Below are 24,477 nucleotides of genomic sequence, written 5' to 3' on the forward strand. Positions count from 1 at the left end.
ACCACATAACAATAGAAAGGGAAAGGACTAATTTACGATGCAAGGCAACCTGCCTATAATTACATTAGAAGATGTTCGAGTGCATTATGCTTCCGAAGATAGTCAGGTGAGAAAAGCACTGGATGGGGTCTCACTTACGCTGCACCAAGGAGAATGGATTGGTATTGTAGGGGCGAATGGCAGTGGAAAAAGCACACTCGCTGGACTACTGATTGGATTCATTCCACTATCTGGAGGGGTACGGGATATCTCGGATGAACTTACCGTTCGGGGTGTATTGCAGCAACCGGATGCACAGGTACTTGGCGATACGATTGAAGAGGAGTTTCATTTTGCGCTGTCACCATTGATGGATTCTGTAGGAGAGCAATTGGAGCGCCGGCAGGATGCATTACATACCGTAGGACTTCAATATCCCCCGGAGAAGGCTGTCTCACAATTATCCGGTGGACAGAAACAACTGCTTAATATTGCTGTAGCGCTCGCTGCCAAACCGGATATATTAATTCTGGATGAGCCAACAGCCATGCTTGATCCGGGAGCAAGAGACCGTATCGAGGCCATCGTTCAGAAGATTACCCAGCGGGGTACAACGGTGATCTGGATTACACACCATCTGGAGGAAGCAACCCTGTGTGATCGAATCATTGCTATGGAGAGGGGACGTTGTGTTTACAACGGGGAGCCGGAGACCTTTTACTATGAAAAAGAGACGAATGAGAAGGCTACTCGGGAAAATGTACAGCTATCTCCCTGTGAACGGTTAGGGTTGGACCCTCCTTTTACTGTAAAAACTGCGTTATTGCTCAAGCAAAAAGGTATGATGCCAGAAGCCATGCCACTGCGAACTGAGCAACTGGCCAAGGAGGTCGCACGTTGGAGATCAAGCTAACCAATATACGTATAGAAGCATCGGAATCGGGCAAACGTGCACTGCTTGAAGATGTGAGTGTACAGTTGAACAGTGGGGAAATCACCTTGCTGCTGGGCTGCACCGGTTCAGGAAAAACGACTTTATTACAGACGTTGGCTGGTCTAAGACCGCCCGATGCAGGAAGTATCACATTGGATGACACTCCTTTCTGGAAAGAAGGAAAAGTGCCGCAGTCGATTTTATTGCAAACGGGACTATTGTTTCAATTTCCGGAACAACAACTGTTTGCCCGAAGTATTCAGCGTGAATTCTCATATTCTCTGCGTCCCTATCGACTTTCAGAGAAACAGCAACAAGAGCAGATCACAAAAGCACTGAACCAATGGGACCCGCCAGTATCCTCGGAGTTGGACCGGCGTTTTCATCTGGACAGGTCGCCATTTGCTCTAAGTGGGGGAGAGAAGCGCAGGCTTGGACTTGCTCTCGGAAGTGTGACCAACCCACACTGGCTTCTGCTGGATGAGCCGAGCGCCGGGTTGGAAGCGCAAAGTGTCGGGCTTTTGCTGGATGTACTGGAGCAACATCGTCTGGCAGGTGGTGGGGGGGTGGTAGCGACCCATGATCTGGATACATTTTTGCCTTGTGCGGATCGAGTATTGTTGTTGCAGGAAGGCCGTCTAATTGCCGATCTTACGCCGAGAGAACTTCACAAAAGACCTGAACTGCTGGAGCAAACAGGGATTGGACTGCCACCATCGATGAGACTGGTACAGCAGTTTAGAGCAGCGGGTCTTGAGCTGCCTTTGACCGCGATGACGCCAGAGGAGATGGCTGAAAGTATTGTTCAGTCCACGTCAGTTGAGGTGGGGATTCAGAACGGATCGAAAGAAGCATCAGAGACAGTAACGATGGAAGTCAAGAGCGATGTAATGAAGTATGAAAAAGAAGCACGGATGCTGTCGTCCATTAAACCGGAAGATGATCTAAAGCTTCTTCCGAACACATTGACTCATTCAGGGGAATTATATGGCGTCATGGACCCGCGTCTGAAATGGATTTTGTATATTTTGCTGGTCACCGCAGCTATGCTTCAACAGCGATGGCTGGGATTGACGTTAACACTGGTGCCGGTATTAGCAGCACTTGCCGTGCTTCCGCGTCAGACTTTGGCTGGATGTATGAAGTTAATGAAACCATTATTATTCTTTTTCATCATCTCAACGGCGTTATCTGGGACAACTCTTTCAACAGAGGGAGGAGGTCTGCACTTTGGCTTTTCCCTGATGCAGGCGGAGGGCACTTTGCTGAATGTGTATCGTTTGTTTATCGTCACATTGGCAAGCCTTTGGTTTTCGTTGACGACACCTTATGGGCGAATGGTAGAAGGGCTTGACTGGGTACTCGGTATCGGTAAAAAGATCAGGTTGCCCGTAGCTTCGTTTGCTCTTGCTGTATCGTTAATCTTTCGGTTTATCCCGATGATCTGGAGTGAGTGGCAGCGATTCTCACTGATCGTGCGGGCACGTGGAAAGGCAGCTTTAAGACCAAATACCGTTCGAATTCGTGACCTGGGTCCGATGGTGATTCCCTTGTTGATGGCACTGTTCCAACGTGCAGAGGATATGACCATTGCGATGGAAATGCGTAAAGTTAGAGAGCACTCTACGCTCGGAGGACGTTCATCGTTATTGGTATGGTCCAGACGCGATACCTGGATTAGCATGGCTGGCCTCATTGTTTTTGTACTATTAATATGGATTCGCTAATTGTGATGGCGATGATTAACGTGATTAATCCGGTGATGAATAAGACGATGGATTAGAACAATAAACGCAGTGTTTTCCAAAGATCATGCATAAATGCGTTTGTCCTCGCTCACAATAAGTGGACGTTGGTCATCTGAAGTGGATCAGGAGGGATAAACGATGAAAGATAAGTTTTTGCGTGAAGAACGGCAAGAATATACCGATGTGTCTACGGTGGAGTCGCAGCGAAACGATATCACACTCGAAGAATTCCCGGAGGGTCCTTACGGTTCATCTCTGTTATCCGAGTCTCTCGGGAAAAGTTCTCCGTGGCGAGTGGACCAGCGGTCTGCACATCGTTTTGACTATGAAAATCATGAGCTTCACGAGGGAGACGTAAGGGATTATCCAGGTCAGGATGTTTTTGACGAAACGGTTCCGGATAACGTGTCCAAGCCTCAATATACGGAAGAATCGTAAAGGGATTTTGATATAAATTAGAGCGTAGCCTCCGACAGGTTTTATCCTGTTCGGGGGTTATTTTCGTTGTGTTTAATGAAAACAAATCTCCTCCAATTCCACATTATGGGTTATTATATTCTATATAAAACAAGCTAAGGAGACGGTCCATGGAGCAAGACTATATTAAGTATGTGAGGTCATTTGTTGGTAATTCCAAAGTGATCATGGTGGTTTCAGGAGCAATCGTGTTCGATAAGGCTGGAAGAATTCTATTGCAGAAACGGTCGGATAATGGATTCTGGGGATTTCCCGGTGGTTTTATGGAGATGGGAGAAAGTGTCCAGGAGACAGCCAAGAGAGAAGTCTACGAAGAAACTGGTCTAATACTGAACTCCATGGATTTATTCTCGATATATTCTGGGCCCCAGTACGAAGTGGTTTATGGTAATGGAGATGAAGTTGCATTAGTGCAAGTGATGTTTAAAAGCAAAGATTTTTCTGGAACTATAATAGAAAGTGAAGAATCCATAGAAACAAGATTTTTTGATATACATTCTATACCAGAACATTTCTTGTCTACGCATAAGCAAATTATAGAAGATCTGAAAAGCCATAAAGATGGATCTTAAAGTTGGAGATAAAATAATCTAGGGGGCGGCGAATTGAGAGAGATCGATTATAGTCAATATTTCTGGCAGGATGACAAGGTTAGATTGCGTGCTTTGCGTGAGGAAGATTGGGAAGATCATTATTATAACCGCTTTGATACACCCGCCCGTCGGTTATTAGAGTGTGCAGTAGAGTTGCCGCCAACCCATGTTGAAGCGAAGAGTTTCACGGAAAACTTCACTGATTTTTCTTTAGCCAAAGGACGGATCATGTTTACAATTGTAAATATGGATGGTGAAAATGTCGGAGGTGTGAATCTGAACAGCATTGATGAAAGGAACGGTACCTTTAGCATTGGCATTCAAATTGACAGGGATCATCGAGGAAAAGGATACGGGACCAGAGCCGTACGAATCTTACTGAAGTATGCCTTCTTCGAGCGTAGGCTCAACAAATTCAATGATTCTGTACTCGAAGGAAATGAACCTTCTGCAGCCATGATGAGAAAACTTGGATGTATTCAGGAAGGTGTGCGTCGCCAGGTGATCTACACCGATGGAAAATACCAGGATATGATCCTCTTTGGATTAACCAAAGATGAGTTTATGGAAAAAGAGGGCCTTGTATGATTCTAGTATAAATAAGATCGCCAGAGAGCTCGAAATCTGCCGATTTTAGTTGGATGAATGATAATGTACTTTAAGCGGAAGGCGAGAGAGTATTCTAATGATATCAAATCTGAGGTGATCGTGTGGATAGAGCAATACCCGATCCGACATGGAAAAGGTTAGGTTTTGCTGAACAACCTGATTTTCATACTTCTGGTCTGGGTGTGGGAATTGTAATTATCGATTCAATTAAACAACATCATCTCGTAAATCACTTAAATACACGAATCAAATGTGTTGCCGTACATGAAAATATGACTGTCTCTGTGCGAGACATTTCATCTATGAACAGGGAGGAGGATAATCGGAAAGGTGAACATGGCCTTATGAGTGTACTGGCTTTAGCTCATGAACCTATTCTGTTAGAGGAACAAATTCACGTCGGGATTGCACCAGCAGCAACATTAATCGTTTTAGATCATGGCGCATTTACAACTGGAGAAGGAGAACGTCTGAAAAAAGGAATGGAATGGATTCTTGAACATGGGGTCGAATGGAATATTAAAATTATTTTAAGTACTGGTTGGCAGGCATTAGATAATGAAGTTTATCTTAAAAATACGAGTGAAAACTCAACGGTTAAAGCATTGGCGACAGCTGTGCAACAGGGCATTTTGGTTATTTGTTCGAATGGAAATACACGTTTAAATAACATCATGCCTCCAATACAATATCTAGCAGTAGGAGGCTACGTTGATCGTGGAAAGGCCGATCGTTCATTACACGTTCCTTTCCCTGATGAACCTTATGGTAGAAATGGAGATGGCCACTTTAGGCCAGATATATTAGCGCCTAGACTACACCTTACAATCCCCTCTTATGAAACTGAAGATTCTGGTCAGCGCGTATCTTTTTATGGGGGCACCTCTGGATCGGCTGCGCTTGTGGCTGGTGTTGCGGCCCATTTGTTCTCCCAATTTCCGAGTCTAAGTGCGGAGATGCTAAGACACTTGTTAGTCGAGCATGGAGAACCACTTGAGGGTAATGATAACCTGGCTCCTCGAATTAATGTTGAGAATACAATTCGTTATATGAACAGGGCAGATAAGCCAAGGTACATAAAAAAAACTTTACCCATGATAAGTATAAAAAATCAAAATCTCTATAGCGCAATTCATTCAATCGATGATACCGAAAGAGCGCTCTCTTTAACAGTTTTAGTTGAGAGGGACGAATTATCACGTGAAGAGTTATGGAGTTTCACGAAAGATTCATCCGCTATTGTTCGTAAAATTGCAGTATCGACCCTCGGCGAACCGATGAATGAACAAGAGCGAAAGTTGTATTGGGTGCATTTAAAGCATGAAACAGAAGGAGGAGTGCGTGGATGGTATATGCATGGATTATTGCAAAATGCTCCAAAGGAGGAAATACACAATTGGATAAAATGGTCAACAGATATTAACTGGTCGGTTCGATGGTGTGTTAGCGAATATTTGGCTCAATATCCAGAGTATTTTCCCCAACTCGAAAAAACCCAAGACCCTGACGCTATACATATCAAGGCATTGCCTTTAAGGGAATGGTACACGGCTCTATAATGATGTAATGTAAATTAAAATGTGGAGGCAACCTTATGAACCAACCTATACAAACTGATGAATTAATCATCGATTGCAAGGATATTTATTTACGTGAGTATCGACTCGAGGATTTGAAGAAACTGCAAGAAATTACGTGGCAACCCGAGGTGTATGAATTCTTACCGGGATGGAACGCTACGATTGAAGATAGGAGCCTGTGGCTCACCGAATATGAAATTCCTGAGAATCAGCGTTTTAAACAAGCTGTGGTGGCGGGAGGAGACATCGGAGATTTATGCTTACGTATGGCTATCGTACTCAAAGAAAATGATGAGTTTATAGGATGGTGTTGCTCAGGGATTAAGGACGAACTGCCAGCACCCAATCGGGAGATTATGTACGGTATTTCGAAACACTTCAGAAATCGTGGTTACACCACGCAGGCGCTCAAAGGAATGACGGAGTATTTGTTTGAACATACAAACGTGGAAGTGTTAAATGCCATCGCTTTGACTACCAATCCAGCATCTAATAAGGTGATACAGAAATGTAATTTTGAACGGTTAAATTTGATCGAAATCGAGAATGAACCCTATAACCATTATCAACTGTGTAAGCGCGAGGGTCATTTTGGATTGAACTTTTAACCTCATTGAAAAATCACTATAAGTTTCAACATTTCGGATCAGGTTAGACAGTTATTGCTGGCTGCCTGATCTTTTTCTGTCATTTAATTTATAGGACAAGGCATATATTAATAATTTTCTCCGCGATAATAGCGCTCCAGTTTGTTGTCCAAATGAACAAGCTGCGCTTTTTTCTCCTCAATATCATTCAGCAACTTTTGCTTTTGATCCTCAATCAGCTTGGTTCTTTCCTTCAGCGTGGAGGTTCCTTCATTGACCTGATCATAATACTTTTTGATGTCTTCCACACTCATCCCGGTTTCGCGAAGGCATTTGATAAAAACCAGCCAGTTCAGATCATCCTCCAAATAAAGACGGTTATTCTGCTCATTTCGTGCAACAGGTTTCAGCAGTCCCTTTCTTTCATAAAAGCGGATCGCTCCAATGGAGATTTCAACTTTTTTTGCTACTTCTCCAATCGTTAACATGTTAATCCCCCTTTTTATAAAAATAATTTGACCTACACTAAGTGTAGCATAGTAACTTATACATTGTTAAATATAAATCAAATTATGGAAAGAAGGATTCGCATGAAAAAGACTGTCTTTGTAACCGGAGCAAATAAAGGAATTGGATATGAAATCGTAAAGAAGTTGGGTGAAGCAGGTTGGAAAGTTATCCTCGGCGCACGTAGTGTTGAACGGGGTGAAAGAGCTGTTTCAGAATTAACTTCCAAGGGGTTAGATGTAGAATTTGTACAGATCGACATGTGCGACTTGAAGAGCATTGAGCAGGCAGCCGATACGATTCACAAGAGTTATCCTGCAATAAATCTTCTGATCAATAACGCGGGTATGCCGGGTGCTTTCTCTCATTCCTTTACGGATACAAAAGAGGAAGATCTGCGGAACGCCTTTGAAGTGAACTTTTTCGGCACCTTCCGTTTCAATCAGCGATTGTTCCCATTAATCAAAGATAATGAAGGCACAATCATTAATGTATCAACTGACATGGCTTCTCTGGACCATATGCAAAATGCGGAATTTACTTTAAATGCCTTCGACTATAATTCATCCAAAACGGCCAACAGTGCCATGACACTTTCGATGGCTTATGAAGTCAAAAACAGCAGGGCGCAAGTCTTTGCAGTAACGCCCGGATTCACATCAACAGATCTTAATGGTAATGCCGAAGGTGGTAAATCAAAAGAAGCCGGCGCTGCGATTATTGTGTGCTATGCGACGGATGGCAAACGCCATAACGGAGAATTCCTAGATGAAAATGGCGTATACCCTTGGTAATCCAACGTTCGTACTGGATGATCTTGTCCCCCGGATGATATCGGAAAGTTAGATGAAGTATTGGCGTGGTTCCGTTACTTAGATATCAAGGAATATGAGAATACAACGTCGAATAAAAAAATGATAGTTTATCTTGTTTGTATGCTGTAAATGAAACAAACACCAAACGTAGACGAACATCTTTTTTGTACTAAGTTAACAGAGCATGTACTATAAATCCTGTCTCTAACAAGCGTATCAATCGGAGGTATATATTTAATGGAGGTTTCACTATATAAAGCAGATTTAAAAGATGCAGTGACTATTCATGAAATGAAAGTCAAAGCATTTATGCCCTTGTTGGAAAAATATCAGGATTTTGCAACAAGCCCCGCCAATGAGACCGTAGAAAGAATTATTACTCAAATCAATCAATCTTTCACAGATTATTTCATAATTCATCATCTTGAGGTTGCTGTTGGTGGAATTAGAGTCGTGAAAAAAGATAATCAAATCTATAGTATTAGCCCAATTTTTATACTGCCAGAACATCAAGGAAAAGGAATTGCACAAAAAGTTTTTACAATGGTTGAGCAGATATATGATGATGCAAAGTCATGGAAATTAGGCACCATCTTACAAGAGCAAGGAAACTGTTATTTGTATGAAAAGATAGGCTACAAAAAAACGAGTGCAACAAAAGCAATTAACGACAAAATGACAATGGTATTTTATGAAAAGCATATATAAGCTTCAAATCCTTGAATAAGACGTCTCAGATTCGTTAGCCTGAAAGCCTGAACCCAATTGAGCTACTACTTTACACTCTATCAATGGGATACAAAAACGAATCCCCCTTTCATTTCTTAACCGAAATGAGAGGGGGAATTCGTCATACAATGAAAAGCCGGAATTAAAATGGAAGATGAGCATCGTTTGGAGAGCTTGACTAGAGCATGAGTAATGATCAAGTAGATCTTACGTAAAGCTGCGTATAGCCAACTTATAATAACCTACTTGCAGCCGAAGCTCAGTCTAGACATCAGCCTTATGCAGCGGCATCAAAATCATAAAGTCAGTTCCCAAACCTACCTGACTTTGTACGGTAATTTTCCCACCATGCGACTCCACAATCGAGCGGGTAATGGCGAGACCGAGACCTGCGCCACCTTGTTTGCGCGAACGAGAACTGCTTGTACGGTAAAATCGCTCAAAGATATGCGGCAGATGTTCAGGTTCAATGCCTGTACCGTTATCCTTCACTGACAATTCAGCCTTATGGTGCGTGGCATATAATGTTATGGAGATGGCTCCATGCTCAGAATCGGTGTGCTGCACCGCATTATGGAACAGATTCAGCACAACCTGTTTCAGCTTGTAAGGGTCAGCCAGTACATACACTTCAGCCGTCAGGTCAAGGTGAATGGATCTTTGCTGAGCCATCATGGCGAGTTGTGGTTGCATTTCGAGCAGCAGACTGTCTAGCTGAATGACCTCCCGCTCCTGCTTTGGAGCCTGATCCAGTTTGGTTAGTAACAGCAAATCTTCAACCAGCTTGTTAATGCGTACGGATTCGCCGTGCATACTGTCCAGTGCTTTATACAATTGATCTTGATTGGTCGCTGCACCCCGCTGTAGAACTTCAATGAAGCCGTGAATGGAGGTGAGCGGGGTACGAAGCTCATGGGAAGCATCAGACAAGAAACGCTGCATCTGCTCTTTCGATTCCCGCTCCGCTTCAAACGAGTTCTCCAGTCTTTCAAGCATACCATTGAATGAAACTGCGAGCTGATCCACTTCCTCTTGTCCCTGAACGACGGGAAGGCGTTCTGCGAGGCTGCCTGCGTCGATCTGCTGTACTTTATTCACCATATTGGACAGGGGAACCAGCGTCCGGCGTAATACCTTAGTGTATAGAACAAGACCGGCTACCATGGCCAACAGCGATAACATGAGGAAAATCAGAAGCTGTTTAATAATCAAGTCTCTAAGTGGCTTCGTAGCCGTTCCCATCTGGACCATCGGTAAACCGCGATTGCGTGGACCGGGTGAAGCGAATACAATCAATTGCTCATTCCCTTGGCTATCCGTGACAATCCGGTAGGGAATGTGTTTTTGTTCTTTCAACTCATCTGTTATGTCCTGATATTCAGCGGTTGATAGTTGAGGGGCTTTCAGACCATCTTCCCCAAAAACATCCTCGAACGTACCCTGGTTATCAAACAGAGCCAATGAACGGTCAGGAATAAACAGCACCCGATTACCAGACCCGTTTCCTGCCTGTCCACTAAAAGGATTGTTGGAAGAGCCGTTACGTGACTGAATTCCAAGCCAAACCGGGGGCATGGACATGAGCTGTTCTTCCATGGTTTTTGCCTGATTCCGGTAGAGAAAGCTTTCCATGATCCAGAATTGCAGGATACCGATTAACAATAACAGCCCAGCAAGCACGAACAGAGAACGTGAGAGCAATTGAGATCGTAATGAACGAGGCCAGATCCATTGGTGCAGACGTCTTAAACGAAGTTTATTTTTCTTAGGCAGCGAGTTCATCAGAGATCCACCCTGTAACCGACACCCCGAAGCGTGCGAATGAGTTTATGCTCTTTATCCCCGAGTTTGTCGCGCAAGGAGCGAACGTATACCTCCACAATATTTTCTTCCCCGCCGAAATCATACCCCCACACCCGGCTTAGAATGGTCGCTTTGCTCAGTACAATTCCATGATTAAGCACAATGAATTTTAACAGTTCGTATTCGGTAGGAGATAGCTCCAGGACCTGATTCTGATAGGTGATTTCTTTGCGCTGATCATCAATTCGGAAGGGACCGTGGGTGACGGCTCCTATTAATAAAGGAAATTGATTCCGCAGTCTGGCCTGAATCCGGGCGAGCAGCTCGTCAAAGGCAAAGGGTTTGATCATGTAATCGTCAGCACCTAGCCAAAGGCCCTTAACCCGATTCTCGACTTCATCCTTCGCTGTCAGCATAATTACGCCAACCTCGGCACCGTTCTTACGTAGACGCTCGACCACTTCGAATCCATCCATCTCTGGCATCATGACATCCAGAATAGCCATATGTGGCTTGAATTCAAGCGCCAACTCAAGCGCAGCCGCTCCATCTGGTGCCGTGCGCACATCGAAGCCTTCATTACTTAATCCAAGCTCCAGAAATTGCAAAATATGCGGTTCATCATCAGCCAATAGTATTCTAATTCCGCTGCTAAGCTTCATAATCTGCGTTCTCTCCTTGCTTGATCCATCTAGACTTCTCCCTCACTTCGGAGAGACTGTATGTAGTATTATCGCTTGCCAAACTGAAATTTAGCTGAAAGGATTGTGAATTATCCTCAGACAACATTCAGCGGGCACTCATCCCAGTTTTATTTTGGCATGTCACAATACTAGACATGAAGAACTTTGAAGGAGTGATCAACATTGAATAACACCAAAAGAAGGATGGATTTTGTCCTTCTGCCGATTGTATTACTGGCGGCATTTCTGAATGGGTACGGTATCTGGAACGATCAATATGCCAATTCCTATTATACGACTGCCGTTGGGAGTATGCTCAGCAACTTCCATAACTTTTTCTATGCTTCACTAGACTCGGCAGGCTCGGTCACTGTAGATAAACCACCTGTTGTCTTCTGGATCCAGACGGCCTTTGCCTATGTCTTCGGATTGCACGGATGGAGTGTTATTTTGCCGCAGGTATTAGCGGGTATCGGTTCGGTGCTCCTGATCTATTTCATGGTGAAACCTACATATGGTCTTGCAGCAGCACGAATCTCGGCACTTGCGATGGCGACTGTGCCTGTTGTGGCGGCAGTCAGCCGGACCAACAATATTGACAGCATGCTGGTGTTTACACTACTGCTGGGTTCATGGTTTTTGTTCAAAGGCAGCAAACAAGGCAGTACTTGGCGCATTCTGGTTGCCTTTGGGTTAATAGGCGTAGCCTTTAATATGAAAATGCTTCAAGCCTACATGATTCTCCCGGCTTTTTACTTGTTTTATCTGCTTGCATTTCAGGCGAAATGGAGAAGGAAGATCATCCTGCTGATCGGCAGCACAGCAGTTCTGGCGGTGGTTTCCTTATCCTGGGCGGTCACTGTGGATTCTATCCCCGAAGACGAGCGGCCTTATATCGGCAGCAGTGAGACAAACTCGGTCATGGAACTCGCCTTTGGATACAATGGACTGGCTCGCCTAACGGGTCAGCAGAATACTGCAGGTAACGCAGGTATGCCAAATGGTATGGGACAGGGAAATAATCGGGGCAATCGAGGAGACTTGTCTTCAGGCCCTAATCAGACAGATAGTGGTATTCCTGGTGCTGGGCAAGATGTCAATGCACCGGATAACGATAATATGAATGGTTCGAATGGCACAAACGCCATGGGTGACATGAATGGGTCGAATGGCAATTTCCCGAACGGGCAGATGCCGAATGATATGGAAATGCCAAACGGAAGAAATTTCGGCGGAGGCATGGGCGGAATGTTTGGTACGGGGGAGAAAGGTCCTCTGCGTCTGTTCCAGACGGAACTGTCAGGTCAAGCTAGCTGGCTGTTGCCAGTTGTGCTGCTTGGATGCATTGCTATATTTGCAGGATTAAGACGGAGAAATATAACCAACAAGCACAAGGAGGCCTTGTTCTGGCTGGCATGGCTGCTTCCTGTTGCTGCTTTTTTCAGTGTGGCAGGTTTCTTCCATCAATATTATCTGATTATGCTTGCACCTCCAATAGCGGCGCTGACTGGTGCAGGATTTGTAGCGATGTGGAAGTCATATCGTGATCGCGTTGGATGGCAGGCATGGTTGCTTCCGGTGTCCGTGCTGCTGACGACTCTGTTTGGCTGGTATATCATGCAGGTGTATAACGAGACGATTGGTGCAGGCTGGTCCATTAGTGAATTGATCGCAGGCATTCTGGTTACGGTCATCCTAATCGTTATGCTTCATCGCACACATCAATGGAAACAGGGCTTCATTATCGCGGGATTCATGGTGATGCTGATCGGTCCAATCTACTGGGCATTCACCCCAATTACTTATGGCGGCAACAGCATGATCCCGGCAGCAGGGCCCACCGGTTCCAATGGTATGTTTGGTCGAGCAGGAATGGGCATGCCAATGGGTAACGGTGCAGGAGACACAGAAATGCCTACAATGGGTGGCCGTGGCGGAATGGGTAACCGTAACGAAGAAGTGGATACAGCCACACTGAATTATCTGAAAGAGCACAATACAGGCGAAACGTATCTCTTTGCCACTACGGACTATAATCAGGCAGCACCTTATATCATTGATGAAAGAGCAGCGGTCATTACACTTGGAGGCTTCTCCGGCTCAGACCCGGTGTACACAACAGAGGAACTTGAGCAACTCGTCAAGAGCGGGCAAGTGAAATACTTCATGGTTGGTGGCATGGGTGGCCGCGGAGGGAACTCGGATATTAGCGATTGGATCAAAGAGCACGGAACCGAGATTCCAACGTCAGAGTGGAAGACAGGTACGGACAGCGGATCCATGGATAACGGTGACACGGAGAATGAAGCTGGACTTGGATTTGGATTCGGGTTCGGATTCGGCGGACAGTCCACCTTGTACGAAGTGAAATTATAAACTGAAATGAAAATCTCGAACGAAATCTATGGGAAAAGGGAGGGGACAAACATGGCTCACGCGTACCGATACAGCATTATTATTCCCATGTATAACGAGGAAGCGGTGATCGAGGAGACTTATCGGCGTCTGAAGAAGGTCATGGGCAGCACGGGAGAGAGCTATGAACTGTTGTTTGTCAATGATGGAAGCGTGGATCGAAGTGCACAGATGATCCGTGATTACGCCCGTTGGGACGAGAGTGTGAAGCTGATCGATTTTGCCCGTAACTTCGGACATCAGATTGCGATAACAGCGGGTATGGATTATGCAGTGGGGGATGCGGTGGTTATTATTGATGCGGATCTGCAGGACCCTCCCGAACTGATACTGGATATGATCGCCAAATGGAAAGAGGGTTACGAAGTCGTATATGCCCGTCGCACCAGAAGAAGCGGGGAAACTCGCTTCAAAAAATGGTCGGCAAGTCTGTTCTATCGTGTACTTCGTGCCTCAACGGATACGGATATCCCGGTAGACACCGGAGATTTTCGCCTGATTGACCGCAAAGTATGTGATGAGATGAAACGTCTTCCGGAGAAAAATCGGTTTGTGCGCGGGTTGGTCAGTTGGGTCGGATTTCGTCAGACTGCGATTGAATATGAACGTGATGAACGTCTCGCAGGCGAAACAAAATATCCGCTGAAACGCATGCTGAAGCTAAGCCTGGATGGCATTACTTCATTTTCGCATAAACCGCTCAAGCTCGCAGGTTATGTAGGTGCGATCCTGTCGGTTGGTGGATTCATCTATATGTTAACGGTTATTGTTTCGGCCATCTTTACGGATTCAACGATTAAGGGATGGCCATCCATTGTAAGTATCATGCTGATGTTTAACGGATTCATCCTGATCATGCTGGGCATTCTGGGCGAGTACGTGGGCCGCATCTATGATGAGACCAAGGCGCGTCCGCTATACATTGTGAGAGATGTGGTGCAGGCCGAGGGCCAGCAAGCAAAATCCCAATTGACAGTCCGAGTTGCTCATCATGACTAAGCGTCTGGTGACACTCTTCAAGTTCGGTATTGTGGGTGTTGCGAATACGGCAGTGGATGCAGTGGTGTTTGCGTTGCTCGCAGTGGTCGGTGTGCCGGTTCTGATGGCTCAAGTGATCTCGTACAGCTGCGGCGTTGCGAACAGTTATTGGTTGAACGGCAGGTGGACTTTTCGAGATACGGCACGAGGAGGTGGCGATAGAACAAAACTTATTCGTTTTCTAATCACCAATCTCATCGTTCTCGCGTTATCCGCCCTCATTCTGATGACATTACACGATGTGCTGGGTTGGAGTCTCGTGATGAGTAAGATCCTGGTGACCTTGATGGGGACGGTTCTGAACTATATGGCCAGCAGATATTGGGTGTTTCGTATCGCTACTTAGCTGCCCACAGCGTGCAATATTGGTTATAGGAAGCAAATGAAAGGAGTGTATGATGAAATGCGAATAAAAAAAGCAGTTATTCCGGCAGCGGGTCTCGGAACCCGTTTTCTGCCAGCGACTAAAGCACAGCCTAAAGAGATGTTACCGATTGTAGACAAACCAGCTATCCAATACATTGTTGAAGAAGCAGTACAATCAGGCATTGAGAATATCCTCATTGTGACCGGACGCAACAAAAAATCCATAGAGGACCATTTTGATAAATCGGTTGAACTTGAACACTCTTTGTATGCCAAGGGCAAACAGTCTTTACTGGAAGAGGTGCAGGCGATCAGCGAGATGGCAAATATTCATTTTATTCGTCAAAAAGAACCGCTGGGACTGGGGCATGCCATTGGGTGTGCACGGCAATTTGTAGGCGATGACGCCTTCGCTGTACTGCTCGGAGATGATATTATGGTGTCTGAACCGCCTGCACTTGCACAAATGGTCCATCTTTATGAAAAGACAGGCAACCAGATCATCGGTGTCCGTCAAGTAGACGCGGCAAATGTGAGCAAATATGGCATCATTGATTCGAATGGTGCAGAGGACCGGGTTCACCGAGTCACCAATCTGGTCGAAAAACCATCCCTTGCAGAAGCACCATCCCGGACAGCCGTAATGGGACGATACATTCTGAAACCTTCCATCTTTCCTATTCTGGATCAGATCGAGAGAGGGGCTGGAGGGGAATATCAGTTAACGGATGCCTTGAAAGAAGTGAGTCAGGTGGAGGAACTGTTGGCCCTTGAACTGCAGGGGCGCCGCTACGATATTGGTGATCAATTCGGATATATTCAGGCGATCTTGGAGATCGGACTAATGCGCAAGGAATTACAGCCCATGCTGACCCCTTATCTTCAGAAGCTTGCAACCCAGTGGGCCTAGGGATTGATATGTAGCAGAGGTTTAGATCTGCTGTAGGACGGGGTCTCCACGTACCATGGTTCTGTCTAGACTCCAGCATTGTACATTGCTTCCTGTAACGCTACAATGAGCAAGAAGTTTAAGTTGCTCTTTGAGGGGTGAGGAATCATGAATGAATCTATCATCAGAGACCTTATTAAGTATATGGACGTAGAGGACAACGCCGCCATTCAGTATATTCAGACTGAGCATCGGATGAAACTGGGCCTCTTTTGGGGGATACAGGAAGGCAGCCGCGTTCTGGAAATCGGGTGTGGTCAGGGAGATACAACGGCCGTACTTGCACATCTGGTGGGGGAGCACGGGTACGTTCATGGTGTAGATATTGCACCAGAGGATTATGGTGCACCGCTGACCGTAGGCGAAGCGGCAGCCAAGCTGCGGAGATCTCCGCTGGGTGATCGAATTCGAATGGATTATGATTACGACATTTTAAGTGATCAAGCCCAATTCTCCGAGAATGAGTTTGATGTGATTGTGCTATCCCATTGTTCTTGGTACCTGAAATCGTTTGACGAACTCGCCCAGATTCTTAGCAAGGTTAGGACGTGGGGACATCAGTTATGTTTCGCAGAATGGGATGCGCGAGTTACAGATGTGAGCCAGCTCTCACATTGGTTATCCGTTCTGATTCAGTCTCAGGTTGAATGTTACAAGGAGAACAGCTTCTCCAATGTGCGCACGCTTTTTACACCGGAGGATATCCAAGAGCTTGTGTCTGCGGCAGGCTGGACGATTAAGGAAGAGGCTTCGATCCATTCTCCTGAGTTGCAGGACGGTCGCTGGGAAACCGAAATGACACTGGCAGAAGCGCCTGTGGAACTGCAAATGCTTCCGATCCCGGACAAAGTGAAAACACTTCTTCTTTCCGAACTGAAATTACTTAAGACACATCATGTCTCGGGGCCTGGGAGTCCACTGGGAACGTATGCGATGGTTGCCAAAAAACAGTAAGGAAATAGCTATTGCAGTATATTATAATAAAAACGTCTATGACGTACTTTTCACAGAAGACAGACCGCATTTAGCTGGAATTTTTCTTGCGATAATTGAATGGTTCAGCTCCGCTGGAAACATATAAATTCCATGATCTAAAAAAATGTGTTTACTTCATCACAGTAATTTTGATATTATAATCGCAATATCAAATGCGACGAAGAGACGAGTAGATAAAAATCATTCTTTCAAAGAGAGCTCCGGCAGCTGAAAAGGAGTAAAGAACTTTTTATTGAATAAAGACTCAGAGCAGCACATCGGAACTTAGCGTTAAGGGATGGTGTGACAGGAGCTCCTGTTACAGAGCTAGAGTATGAACGGTCTACAGCTAGCAACATGGTTGTAAACCTTTACTTGAAGAGGCGGATATGGTGACATATTGGCGAATCTGGGTGGTACCACGAGAGTTCAATCTCGTCCCTGAGACTATTGTCTTGGGGATGGGATTTTTTGGTTTTTCCAGGGCTGTGACTACACGCTTTGGAATTGCCTGAATAGTGTTAATTAGGAAGTCAAATTTCATAATACGTTTTTAGTGAGTTATGAAATTGATCAAAGAGAAGAATCACTTAAACCGAAAGGAAATGATGATTGAATGTCAGCAAAATTGAAAGTTGGTATCGTCGGAGGAACGGGAATGGTGGGTCAGCGTTTTGTGGACCTGCTCGATCAACATCCATGGTTTGAAGTAACAGCTATTTCTGCAAGCGCCAATTCTGCAGGTAAAACATATGAAGAATCCGTACAAGGCAGATGGAAACTCGCAGTTCCTATTCCGGAAGCTGTGAAGAAAATCGTTGTTCAGGATGCTTCCCAGGTCGAAGCTTTTGCCAGCCAGGTTGATTTTATTTTCTGCGCGGTTGATATGAAAAAGAATGAGATTCAAGCGCTCGAAGAAGCTTATGCCAAAACAGGAACACCTGTAGTGTCCAACAACTCCGCTCACCGCTGGACAGCAGATGTACCCATGGTAATCCCTGAGATTAACCCGGGACATCTGGATGTGATTGAAGCTCAACGCAAACGTCTGGGCACAAAAACCGGATTCATTGCTGTAAAACCAAACTGCTCGATTCAGAGCTATGTGCCTGCACTGCACGCCTTGCGTGAATTCAACCCGACTCAGGTCGTCGCTTCCACATATCAAGCAATCTCGGGAGCTGGTAAAAACTTTACGGACTGGCCAGATATGCTCGATAATGTCATTCCATACATCGGTGGCGAAGAAGAGAAGAGTGAGCAGGAACCACTGCGGATCTGGGGTAGTATCGAGAACAATCAGATCGTCAAAGCATCGGCTCCATTAATTACAACCCAATGTATTCGTGTACCGGTAACGGATGGACATCTTGCGACCGTGTTTGTAAACTTCGAGAAAAAACCAAGCAAAGACGAAATTCTGGAGCGTTGGTTGCAGTTCAAAGGTCGTCCGCAGGAACTGGCTCTGCCAAGTGCACCAAAACAATTCATTACGTATTTCGAAGAAGAGAACAGACCACAGACAAAACTGGATCGTGACATAGAACGCGGAATGGGTGTCTCCACAGGCCGACTGCGCGAAGATTCACTCTATGATTACAAATTCGTTGGATTGTCCCACAACACGCTCCGCGGAGCAGCAGGCGGTGCAGTTCTGATCGCAGAATTGCTTAAAGCTGAAGGATATATTCAGCCGAAATAAGCATAAAGGCATCATGAGCAGCAGATTTCTGAACAGGATATTTCATGAAAAACCATCACTTGTTGATGGTTTTTTTGTTCCAGCAGAGGGTTGTAGTGAAAAACGCCGACAATGTTGTCGGCGTTTTTTACTCAGGCTGATTTATACATAATGTAAGAAATAGCCTATATGTTTAGAACATACGTGAGCTATATCATGTGAAGTTTAAGATACTATGCTAGTTTGCTGCTTCATAGCAGCTGCTGGGCACTGAGCCGAAACCTCGGCTTCAGGAAGACTGCGACTTTTTAAACGGGATGCAGGACAACTCCCTTCTTCGTCACGCTTGGTTTCCCAATTGATCGGGTTGGTCATATCCGGGATGCGCTGCTCCAAAATGGCCTGATATTGACGTGCTTTCTCTTCCAAATGGGCTACGCGGCTCTTGGCCTCCTCAAGCTGAATCAGCGCCGCTTCCTTATACTCCATCATAAGTGCGAATCGCTGCGAAACGGTTGAATCACCTTCGAGGCAGAGATCGACGTATGTTTTAATATTTTCAATCGGTAAACCTGTCTGCTTGAGGCATTTGACGCCATGTAGCCAATTGATGGATTCTTCATCAAACACCCGAATATTATTTTTATTGCGTTGAATGCTCGGAACCAAGCCTTTATCCGTGTAAAAGCGAACAGCGTGCTCTGTGAGTCCCGTAAGCTGGGCAGCATCCTGGACAGTATACATATGTACTCCTCCTTCAAAAAAATATTGGAGACCGCTTGACTTCGTGTAAGACGAAGGAGCTAGGGTTATTGTAACGCAAGTCGGCCGGAAGTGGAATCCTCGCTTCGTTGCTGAATTTCAGGAATACGTGACCACTTGCGATTCACAATTGAACCATAGGAGGAATTGAATATGCAAACTGTAACCTTGAACAATGGAGTGAAAATGCCGATTATTGGCTTTGGTGTCTATCAGGTTCCCGATGCTGATGAATGTGAGAACACGGTATATGAGGCGCTGAAGGCCGGTTACCGCCTAATTGATACCGCTGCCGGTTACCTAAACGAAGAAGCGGTTGGACGTGCAATTAAACGCAGTGGCATAGCGCGGGAAGAACTTTTCATCACGACAAAGCTTTGGATTCAGGATGCAGGATACGAAAGTGCCAAGCGGGCGTTTGCCAAATCGTTAAGTAAGCTGCAGCTCGATTATCTGGATATGTACCTTATTCACATGCCGTTTGGTGATTACTACGGCGCATGGCGTGCGATGGAAGAACTATACCGTGAGGGCAAGATCAGGGCTATCGGTGTCAGTAACTTCCTACCTGACCGCCTGATGGACCTCATCGTCCACAACGAAGTTGTGCCTGTCATCAATCAGATCGAAACGCATCCGTTTCAACAGCAGGTCGACAGCGCTGTTTTCATGAAAGAACAGGGGATACAGCACCAGTCATGGTCCCCGTTCGCCGAAGGTCGCAACAATTTGTTCAGCAACGAAGTCTTGGTTTCCATTGCCGAGAAACATAACAAATCCGTCGCCCAGGTTGTACTGCGCTGGCTTGTGCAGCGGGATGTTGTTGTTATTCCAAAATCAGTACGCAAAGAGCGGCTTATCGAGAACTTCGATATTTTCGACTTTGTACTAAGCCCGGAAGAGATTGCAACCATTTCCACACTGGATACCAAGGAGAGTCTATTCATGAAGATTGACGACCCTGAAGTTGCCAAGATGCTGGGCAATATGAAAGTGGATTTGTAAGCCAGGAACCGATTACTAGGTTTATTAAACGTAGCAGTATCATAGCAATAATAGTAACAATAGCAACTCAATGCAAAACGCCGACAATTTTGTCGGCGTTTCTTAACATTCCAATATTTTGTTAGGCAGCGGATGTCTTATCCGACTTTTGCAGAAGCTGAGAGCGACGACCGAGCAGATAACCTGTCAGGGAAGCGAGCATCTGTTGGAATACCATGCCAAGCACAACCGGGACAGCAACAGGTGGCGGAAAATAAGAAACAGCCAGTACTGCGCCAGCGCTGATATTACGCATACCTCCATTGAACACCAGAGCGACCTGATCAGCCTCGTTCCAGCCTAGCAATCGGGCGATGAAGTAACTTAGTGCATAACCGAATGATGCCAGGAAAATGATGATGACCGCAAGACCAGCCAACTTCCAGTTGAAATCGGCCAAGTAGGGTGCAACGACAGATCCGTTAATTGCAACGACTGATGCCATGAACAATTTGGACAACGGATTCAACCTTGGTCCCCAGACCGGGACAATGGCGCCTTTGGTCCACTCATTCAGCAGCATACCGAGCAGGGATGGTACCACAATCATCCAGAACAGACTGCTCATCATGGCTGCTGTGTCCAGTGTGACACTGGTTCCGATTAACAGGGATAACACCCCGGGCACTACAAAAGGAGCAAGCATGGTATCAATCAGGATGATGGATAGCGTAAGTGCGATATTGCCCCGATATATACTGACCCAAATGAAGCTGCTTATTCCTGTCGGAATCACGGCTGCCAGAACCAGGCCCGTTATGGTATACGCATCTGTAGGGAAAACCAGATGACCCATACCGAGAGCAATTAGAGGCATCGCCAAATGCAAAATAAACAGACATACAAACAGGGGGAACGGCTTTTTCAGCACATTCACAAAATCCCGTATCCCAAGACTGATACTTCCAGCGAACGTCATGAACGCAAAAAGCCAAGGGGATAAAAAGGTATAAGAAGAAAGAAAACTCCCGCATAACACGCCAATAATAATGCTGATTGGGGTAATCAGTGGCATGATGCGGTTCAAGCGTTGGTTCAAGGCTTGAAGCATAATCATGACATCCCTTTACCGTGTGATTTTACTATTATACATCTTAATAACGTTGGCTGCAGACCCATTTGCAATGAAGCAGTCTGAACAGGTATCATGGACTTGGAACAAGGATTCCGATTAGGAGAAAGGGAGATGATCATGTTTATAAGAAAAAGAAAGCACACATTATTGATGACAGGCCTTATTGCATCAAGTATTCTTTTGATTTCGGCCTGTTCTGTCGTGGAACAAGCTAATCAAAGTTTAAATTATGTAAGTGGGGCTACTGATTATATAGAACAGGTATCAAACGCCGGGGCTGATCTGCAAGAGCTTGCATCGGGTGCGGTGAATAATCCGGAGATTACAACGCAGATTCAGGAGAAAATCGATCTGATCCAAGCAGAGGCAAGCGAATTTTCTCAGTTGACTGCTCCTGCAATAGGAGAGAGCATTCATGAAAATCTGGTCAGTTATAATACGCAATTAACAGAAGTCGTGGACAATTTCGAGAATACAATTGCAGAGCAAGGTTTTACGGCAGAAAATTGGGAGAAGACAGGCATTCCTGAACTGATCACCAATATCAATAATTTGAAAGATCCGCTTAGCGGACTTCAGGGTGAATAAGTTAAATTGATCTTACCGCATTAAGACAATCCAGTTTGGAATCGAATACTTGAGAAGGGCGAGATATCGGAATGATTGAATTCCCGTTATGCTCGCTTTTTTATTTTCCGAAACCGGATGCATATTTAATATCACAGGAGCTAGACTATATCGTGTAAATAGGAGATGTATATGACATTTATCTCATATTTATGTGAAGATGATCTATGGTTTGACAAGGTTGGGACAGAGGCGTATTATAAGTATATAAGTTAATAAAATATAGTTACTTACTATAAGTTTAGAACTGCCCTTAAATATATTTTGCCAAAGGAGAGCTGAGTCATGACTCAACACAATGGAAAAGTAATCATTATTACAGGTGGAGCAAGTGGTATTGGTAAAGAGACAGCACTTCAACTTTCGGATCAAGGTGCGACTATTGTTGTCGCTGACTATAATGAAGACGGAGCGAAGAAGCTTGCGGCAGAGATTGAAGCAGCAGGCGGAACAGCGGGCGCGTACAAAGTGGATGTATCCAAAGGGGACGAGATCAAAGCCCTGATCGACTGGACCGTAGAGCAATATGGTACGTTAAGCGGTATTTTCAATAACGCAGGTATTGGACTTGTGAAGCCATTTCTGGAGATGGACCCGGAATCCTATCACAGAGTCATTGATGTAGATCAGCACAGTGTATATTATGGTATGTATTATGGCGCGAAAAAAATGGTTGAATTGAATGTACAAGGTACCATTGTAAATACAGCTTCGATCTATGGAAGTGTTGCTGCAGTAGGTAGCTTCAACTACAACGCAGCCAAGGCTGCTGTTGTTATGATGTCCAAATCCGGTGCATTGGAACTTGCTGAGCATGGAATTCGTGTAGTTGGTGTAGCACCTGGCTTTATCGAAACACCGATTCTGGGTGATGACCAAGCCATGAAGGATGCGCTTGCTACTCAACATATGCGTGGAGAACTCATTCAACCAGAGAAAGTAGCCAGTGTGGTTACATTCCTGTTCAGTGATGCAGCCAGTGCAGTTAATGGTACAACTGTAGCCGTAGATGATGGATTCCTCAGCTTCAAAACCAAATAAATAACCTTCTAAAATTAAGAGAACTCATCTCAAAAAAACAGAAAAAAACGGTGCAGAACGATTTATTCGTTTTGCACCGTTTTTGTATTTTCATTATAAAGTAATCGTGGCATATGAGATGGAAATAAGTTTGTCGAATCATCCCGAAATTTCAGAGATCGTGATACAATTAACAAGGTTATAGCTTTTTATCATTCTGTGGTGTCATATACAATTCGAACTCCAAGAGAGCCATAACTCTCTTCTTTGTAATGACATTGAGAACAGGTTTTGGTCGAACATAACGCATCGTTATGAACTTGTAATTTTTCGTTGCACTGTGGACATTTATTTTCAAAAAGAGTCTTCAACACGTTAAACATGCTTAATCACTCATTTCGGATTAATTTACTTGGTTTTTATTATAACGGATTATATTCACCTTGTATAGCACTTTTGAGTGGTATCGAAATGAGATTTATATTGCACGAAAGGAAGCGCATAACCGATGGATCTTCTGCTTATTGTCATCATGTTTATACTGGGTCTGGTCGGTTCATTCTTCTCCGGTTTGTTGGGTATTGGTGGGGCCATTATCAATTATCCGCTGTTGTTATATGTTCCATCCTGGATGGGACTGGAGCCGTTCTCAGCACATCAGGTATCGTCGATTAGTATGTTTCAAGTGTTTTTCGCTTCACTTGCCGGTGTAATTGCATTCCGCAGAAAAGTAAAAACGGGTAGAAGTGGTGGGGCGATCGTTCACCGCGGTTTGGTGCTATACATGGGCTCCAGCATTCTGGCTGGCAGTCTGATTGGCGGGTTCATATCCGGTCATCTGGACGGAAGGGTTATTAATCTGATCTATGGCATTCTGGCGATCATGGCGATTGTGCTTATGCTGATTCCCGGAAAGGGAAAGCTTGATACCTCAGCTCCACTGGTGTTTAACCGGTGGATTGCAGCAGGCACTGCTTTTGCAGTAGGCATTGTATCAGGAATTGTTGGTGCGGGTGGTGCCTTTATCCTTATTCCTATCATGCTGACGATTCTCAACATCCCCGTACGAACGACGATTGCTTCTTCACTGGCGATTGTATTTATCTCCGCAATTGGCGGCGTTATAGGTAAAATTACGGGTGGAGACATTACGATGGAACCCATTATCTATACGGTGATCGGCAGTCTGCTCGGGGCATCCCTTGGTTCACGGGTTAGTTCAATGATCAATGTGAGGGTACTTCGATATGCATTAATCGTACTTATCGCCATCACAGCGGTCAAAGTCTGGTCATCTATTCTGTAAAATCACGTATATGGGAATGAGCAGTGACGATTTCGTAACCAAACGGTAGGATCGCCGTATAAAGGTTATGAACATGAGCTGAAGCGTTGGATACACGATCAAATGAGTTCAGTTTTCGTCCATGGAGCACCTCATCTCCTTTCATGGATACATGTTTAACATTAATAGAATTTGA

Annotated in this window: 24 protein-coding genes and 1 other annotated feature; of the genes, 19 read left to right on the forward strand and 5 right to left on the reverse strand. The window is 45.0% G+C overall.

The annotated features are described in order from the left end of the window. The first annotated feature begins 37 nt into the window (after positions 1 to 37). The 7 genes from BS614_RS17355 to BS614_RS17385 all read left to right on the forward strand — a co-directional run bounded on the left by BS614_RS17355 (position 38) and on the right by BS614_RS17385 (position 6,528). The gene (locus tag BS614_RS17355; protein ID WP_074094878.1) at positions 38 to 892 is read left to right on the forward strand and encodes an energy-coupling factor ABC transporter ATP-binding protein; all 855 of its coding nucleotides are present in this window, start codon (positions 38 to 40) and stop codon (positions 890 to 892) included. Continuing rightward, the gene (locus tag BS614_RS17360; protein WP_074094879.1) at positions 877 to 2,640 is read left to right on the forward strand and encodes an ATP-binding cassette domain-containing protein; all 1,764 of its coding nucleotides are present in this window, start codon (positions 877 to 879) and stop codon (positions 2,638 to 2,640) included. The genes BS614_RS17355 and BS614_RS17360 overlap by 16 nt, the downstream gene beginning before the upstream one ends. Positions 2,641 to 2,799: 159 nt before the next feature. Continuing rightward, complete coding sequence (locus tag BS614_RS17365) at positions 2,800 to 3,099, forward strand: hypothetical protein (protein WP_036608432.1); 300 nt, start codon at positions 2,800 to 2,802, stop codon at positions 3,097 to 3,099. Between the two features lie 149 nt (positions 3,100 to 3,248). After that, positions 3,249 to 3,710: an NUDIX hydrolase gene (locus tag BS614_RS17370; protein ID WP_074094880.1), complete on the forward strand. Its 462-nt coding sequence runs from the start codon at positions 3,249 to 3,251 to the stop codon at positions 3,708 to 3,710. A gap of 33 nt (positions 3,711 to 3,743) precedes the next feature. Beyond that, positions 3,744 to 4,319 carry a GNAT family N-acetyltransferase gene (locus BS614_RS17375; protein ID WP_074094881.1) on the forward strand — a complete coding sequence of 192 codons (576 nt, stop codon included), beginning with the start codon at positions 3,744 to 3,746 and terminating at the stop codon, positions 4,317 to 4,319. Between the two features lie 122 nt (positions 4,320 to 4,441). Continuing rightward, a complete protein-coding gene (locus BS614_RS17380) occupies positions 4,442 to 5,899 on the forward strand; it encodes a S8 family serine peptidase (RefSeq protein ID WP_074094882.1) in 1,458 nt (485 codons plus the stop codon). A gap of 35 nt (positions 5,900 to 5,934) precedes the next feature. Continuing rightward, positions 5,935 to 6,528 (forward strand): GNAT family N-acetyltransferase, encoded by a 594-nt coding sequence (locus BS614_RS17385; RefSeq protein WP_074094883.1) that lies wholly within the window; start codon positions 5,935 to 5,937, stop codon positions 6,526 to 6,528. A 107-nt stretch (positions 6,529 to 6,635) separates the two neighbouring features. Here the strand turns inward: BS614_RS17385 and BS614_RS17390 are convergent, their stop codons facing one another. After that, positions 6,636 to 6,995, reverse strand: a complete 360-nt coding sequence (locus tag BS614_RS17390) for a MerR family transcriptional regulator (RefSeq protein ID WP_074094884.1) — start codon at positions 6,993 to 6,995, stop codon at positions 6,636 to 6,638. Between the two features lie 102 nt (positions 6,996 to 7,097). On the opposite strand from BS614_RS17390, the gene BS614_RS17395 reads away from it, so the two are divergent. Next, positions 7,098 to 7,808 (forward strand): SDR family NAD(P)-dependent oxidoreductase, encoded by a 711-nt coding sequence (locus BS614_RS17395; protein ID WP_074094885.1) that lies wholly within the window; start codon positions 7,098 to 7,100, stop codon positions 7,806 to 7,808. Positions 7,809 to 8,066: 258 nt separating this feature from the next. Then, positions 8,067 to 8,537 (forward strand): GNAT family N-acetyltransferase, encoded by a 471-nt coding sequence (locus tag BS614_RS17400; protein WP_074094886.1) that lies wholly within the window; start codon positions 8,067 to 8,069, stop codon positions 8,535 to 8,537. Between the two features lie 285 nt (positions 8,538 to 8,822). Here BS614_RS17400 and BS614_RS17405 read toward each other — a convergent pair whose 3' ends face one another. Then, entirely contained in the window at positions 8,823 to 10,340 is a 1,518-nt protein-coding gene (locus BS614_RS17405; protein ID WP_074094887.1) for a sensor histidine kinase, read from the reverse strand. Continuing rightward, positions 10,340 to 11,023 carry a response regulator transcription factor gene (locus BS614_RS17410; RefSeq protein WP_074094888.1) on the reverse strand — a complete coding sequence of 228 codons (684 nt, stop codon included), beginning with the start codon at positions 11,021 to 11,023 and terminating at the stop codon, positions 10,340 to 10,342. Before BS614_RS17410 ends, BS614_RS17405 begins: the two co-directional genes overlap by 1 nt. Positions 11,024 to 11,248: 225 nt before the next feature. Here BS614_RS17410 and BS614_RS17415 point away from each other — a divergent pair, with 225 nt between their 5' ends. From BS614_RS17415 to asd, 6 genes are all read left to right on the forward strand, one after another. After that, on the forward strand, positions 11,249 to 13,420 hold the full coding sequence (locus BS614_RS17415) for a glycosyltransferase family 39 protein (RefSeq protein ID WP_074096884.1): 2,172 nt from the start codon (positions 11,249 to 11,251) through the stop codon (positions 13,418 to 13,420). Positions 13,421 to 13,471: 51 nt separating this feature from the next. Then, positions 13,472 to 14,458 (forward strand): glycosyltransferase family 2 protein, encoded by a 987-nt coding sequence (locus tag BS614_RS17420; RefSeq protein ID WP_074094889.1) that lies wholly within the window; start codon positions 13,472 to 13,474, stop codon positions 14,456 to 14,458. Next, entirely contained in the window at positions 14,451 to 14,843 is a 393-nt protein-coding gene (locus BS614_RS17425) for a GtrA family protein (RefSeq protein ID WP_074094890.1), read from the forward strand. Before BS614_RS17420 ends, BS614_RS17425 begins: the two co-directional genes overlap by 8 nt. Positions 14,844 to 14,900: 57 nt before the next feature. Further along, positions 14,901 to 15,773: a UTP--glucose-1-phosphate uridylyltransferase GalU gene (gene galU, locus BS614_RS17430; protein ID WP_036608409.1), complete on the forward strand. Its 873-nt coding sequence runs from the start codon at positions 14,901 to 14,903 to the stop codon at positions 15,771 to 15,773. 147 nt (positions 15,774 to 15,920) lie between these two features. Continuing rightward, positions 15,921 to 16,766, forward strand: coding sequence for a class I SAM-dependent methyltransferase (locus BS614_RS17435; protein ID WP_074094891.1), 846 nt, complete (start codon positions 15,921 to 15,923; stop codon positions 16,764 to 16,766). Positions 16,767 to 16,956: 190 nt separating this feature from the next. After that, positions 16,957 to 17,233, forward strand: a binding site (T-box leader). Between the two features lie 170 nt (positions 17,234 to 17,403). Then, on the forward strand, positions 17,404 to 18,489 hold the full coding sequence (gene asd, locus BS614_RS17440; protein WP_074094892.1) for an aspartate-semialdehyde dehydrogenase: 1,086 nt from the start codon (positions 17,404 to 17,406) through the stop codon (positions 18,487 to 18,489). Between the two features lie 204 nt (positions 18,490 to 18,693). On the opposite strand, the gene BS614_RS17445 is transcribed toward asd, so the two are convergent. Then, positions 18,694 to 19,212, reverse strand: coding sequence for a MerR family transcriptional regulator (locus BS614_RS17445; protein WP_036608404.1), 519 nt, complete (start codon positions 19,210 to 19,212; stop codon positions 18,694 to 18,696). Between the two features lie 171 nt (positions 19,213 to 19,383). On the opposite strand from BS614_RS17445, the gene BS614_RS17450 reads away from it, so the two are divergent. Beyond that, positions 19,384 to 20,235 carry an aldo/keto reductase gene (locus BS614_RS17450; RefSeq protein ID WP_074094893.1) on the forward strand — a complete coding sequence of 284 codons (852 nt, stop codon included), beginning with the start codon at positions 19,384 to 19,386 and terminating at the stop codon, positions 20,233 to 20,235. Positions 20,236 to 20,356: 121 nt separating this feature from the next. On the opposite strand, the gene BS614_RS17455 is transcribed toward BS614_RS17450, so the two are convergent. Beyond that, a complete protein-coding gene (locus BS614_RS17455; protein ID WP_074094894.1) occupies positions 20,357 to 21,325 on the reverse strand; it encodes a bile acid:sodium symporter family protein in 969 nt (322 codons plus the stop codon). A 135-nt stretch (positions 21,326 to 21,460) separates the two neighbouring features. Between BS614_RS17455 and BS614_RS17460 the strand changes: the two genes are divergently transcribed. The 3 genes from BS614_RS17460 (at position 21,461) to BS614_RS17470 (ending at position 24,302) form a co-directional block, all read left to right on the forward strand. Then, positions 21,461 to 21,937 (forward strand): DUF6376 family protein, encoded by a 477-nt coding sequence (locus BS614_RS17460; protein ID WP_074094895.1) that lies wholly within the window; start codon positions 21,461 to 21,463, stop codon positions 21,935 to 21,937. Positions 21,938 to 22,261: 324 nt separating this feature from the next. Beyond that, positions 22,262 to 23,017 carry an SDR family NAD(P)-dependent oxidoreductase gene (locus BS614_RS17465; RefSeq protein ID WP_047842788.1) on the forward strand — a complete coding sequence of 252 codons (756 nt, stop codon included), beginning with the start codon at positions 22,262 to 22,264 and terminating at the stop codon, positions 23,015 to 23,017. Positions 23,018 to 23,504: 487 nt separating this feature from the next. Continuing rightward, a complete protein-coding gene (locus BS614_RS17470) occupies positions 23,505 to 24,302 on the forward strand; it encodes a sulfite exporter TauE/SafE family protein (RefSeq protein ID WP_074094896.1) in 798 nt (265 codons plus the stop codon). Positions 24,303 to 24,477: the final 175 nt, after the last annotated feature.

The sequence above is a fragment of the Paenibacillus xylanexedens genome (assembly GCF_001908275.1).
GTDB lineage: Bacteria > Bacillota > Bacilli > Paenibacillales > Paenibacillaceae > Paenibacillus > Paenibacillus xylanexedens_A.

What these genes read in the sequence shown, in the direction of transcription:
- BS614_RS17355 (WP_074094878.1), top strand. Translation starts at nt 38, where the DNA reads ATGCAAGGCAACCTGCCTATAATTACATTAGAAGATGTTCGAGTGCAT.
- BS614_RS17365 (WP_036608432.1), top strand. Translation starts at nt 2,800, where the DNA reads ATGAAAGATAAGTTTTTGCGTGAAGAACGGCAAGAATATACCGATGTG.
- BS614_RS17370 (WP_074094880.1), top strand. Translation starts at nt 3,249, where the DNA reads ATGGAGCAAGACTATATTAAGTATGTGAGGTCATTTGTTGGTAATTCC.
- BS614_RS17385 (WP_074094883.1), top strand. Translation starts at nt 5,935, where the DNA reads ATGAACCAACCTATACAAACTGATGAATTAATCATCGATTGCAAGGAT.
- BS614_RS17390 (WP_074094884.1), bottom strand. Translation starts at nt 6,995, where the DNA reads ATGTTAACGATTGGAGAAGTAGCAAAAAAAGTTGAAATCTCCATTGGA.
- BS614_RS17395 (WP_074094885.1), top strand. Translation starts at nt 7,098, where the DNA reads ATGAAAAAGACTGTCTTTGTAACCGGAGCAAATAAAGGAATTGGATAT.
- BS614_RS17400 (WP_074094886.1), top strand. Translation starts at nt 8,067, where the DNA reads ATGGAGGTTTCACTATATAAAGCAGATTTAAAAGATGCAGTGACTATT.
- BS614_RS17405 (WP_074094887.1), bottom strand. Translation starts at nt 10,340, where the DNA reads ATGAACTCGCTGCCTAAGAAAAATAAACTTCGTTTAAGACGTCTGCAC.
- BS614_RS17410 (WP_074094888.1), bottom strand. Translation starts at nt 11,023, where the DNA reads ATGAAGCTTAGCAGCGGAATTAGAATACTATTGGCTGATGATGAACCG.
- BS614_RS17415 (WP_074096884.1), top strand. Translation starts at nt 11,249, where the DNA reads ATGGATTTTGTCCTTCTGCCGATTGTATTACTGGCGGCATTTCTGAAT.
- BS614_RS17420 (WP_074094889.1), top strand. Translation starts at nt 13,472, where the DNA reads ATGGCTCACGCGTACCGATACAGCATTATTATTCCCATGTATAACGAG.
- BS614_RS17425 (WP_074094890.1), top strand. Translation starts at nt 14,451, where the DNA reads ATGACTAAGCGTCTGGTGACACTCTTCAAGTTCGGTATTGTGGGTGTT.
- galU (WP_036608409.1), top strand. Translation starts at nt 14,901, where the DNA reads ATGCGAATAAAAAAAGCAGTTATTCCGGCAGCGGGTCTCGGAACCCGT.
- BS614_RS17435 (WP_074094891.1), top strand. Translation starts at nt 15,921, where the DNA reads ATGAATGAATCTATCATCAGAGACCTTATTAAGTATATGGACGTAGAG.
- asd (WP_074094892.1), top strand. Translation starts at nt 17,404, where the DNA reads ATGTCAGCAAAATTGAAAGTTGGTATCGTCGGAGGAACGGGAATGGTG.
- BS614_RS17445 (WP_036608404.1), bottom strand. Translation starts at nt 19,212, where the DNA reads ATGTATACTGTCCAGGATGCTGCCCAGCTTACGGGACTCACAGAGCAC.
- BS614_RS17450 (WP_074094893.1), top strand. Translation starts at nt 19,384, where the DNA reads ATGCAAACTGTAACCTTGAACAATGGAGTGAAAATGCCGATTATTGGC.
- BS614_RS17455 (WP_074094894.1), bottom strand. Translation starts at nt 21,325, where the DNA reads ATGCTTCAAGCCTTGAACCAACGCTTGAACCGCATCATGCCACTGATT.
- BS614_RS17460 (WP_074094895.1), top strand. Translation starts at nt 21,461, where the DNA reads ATGATCATGTTTATAAGAAAAAGAAAGCACACATTATTGATGACAGGC.
- BS614_RS17465 (WP_047842788.1), top strand. Translation starts at nt 22,262, where the DNA reads ATGACTCAACACAATGGAAAAGTAATCATTATTACAGGTGGAGCAAGT.
- BS614_RS17470 (WP_074094896.1), top strand. Translation starts at nt 23,505, where the DNA reads ATGGATCTTCTGCTTATTGTCATCATGTTTATACTGGGTCTGGTCGGT.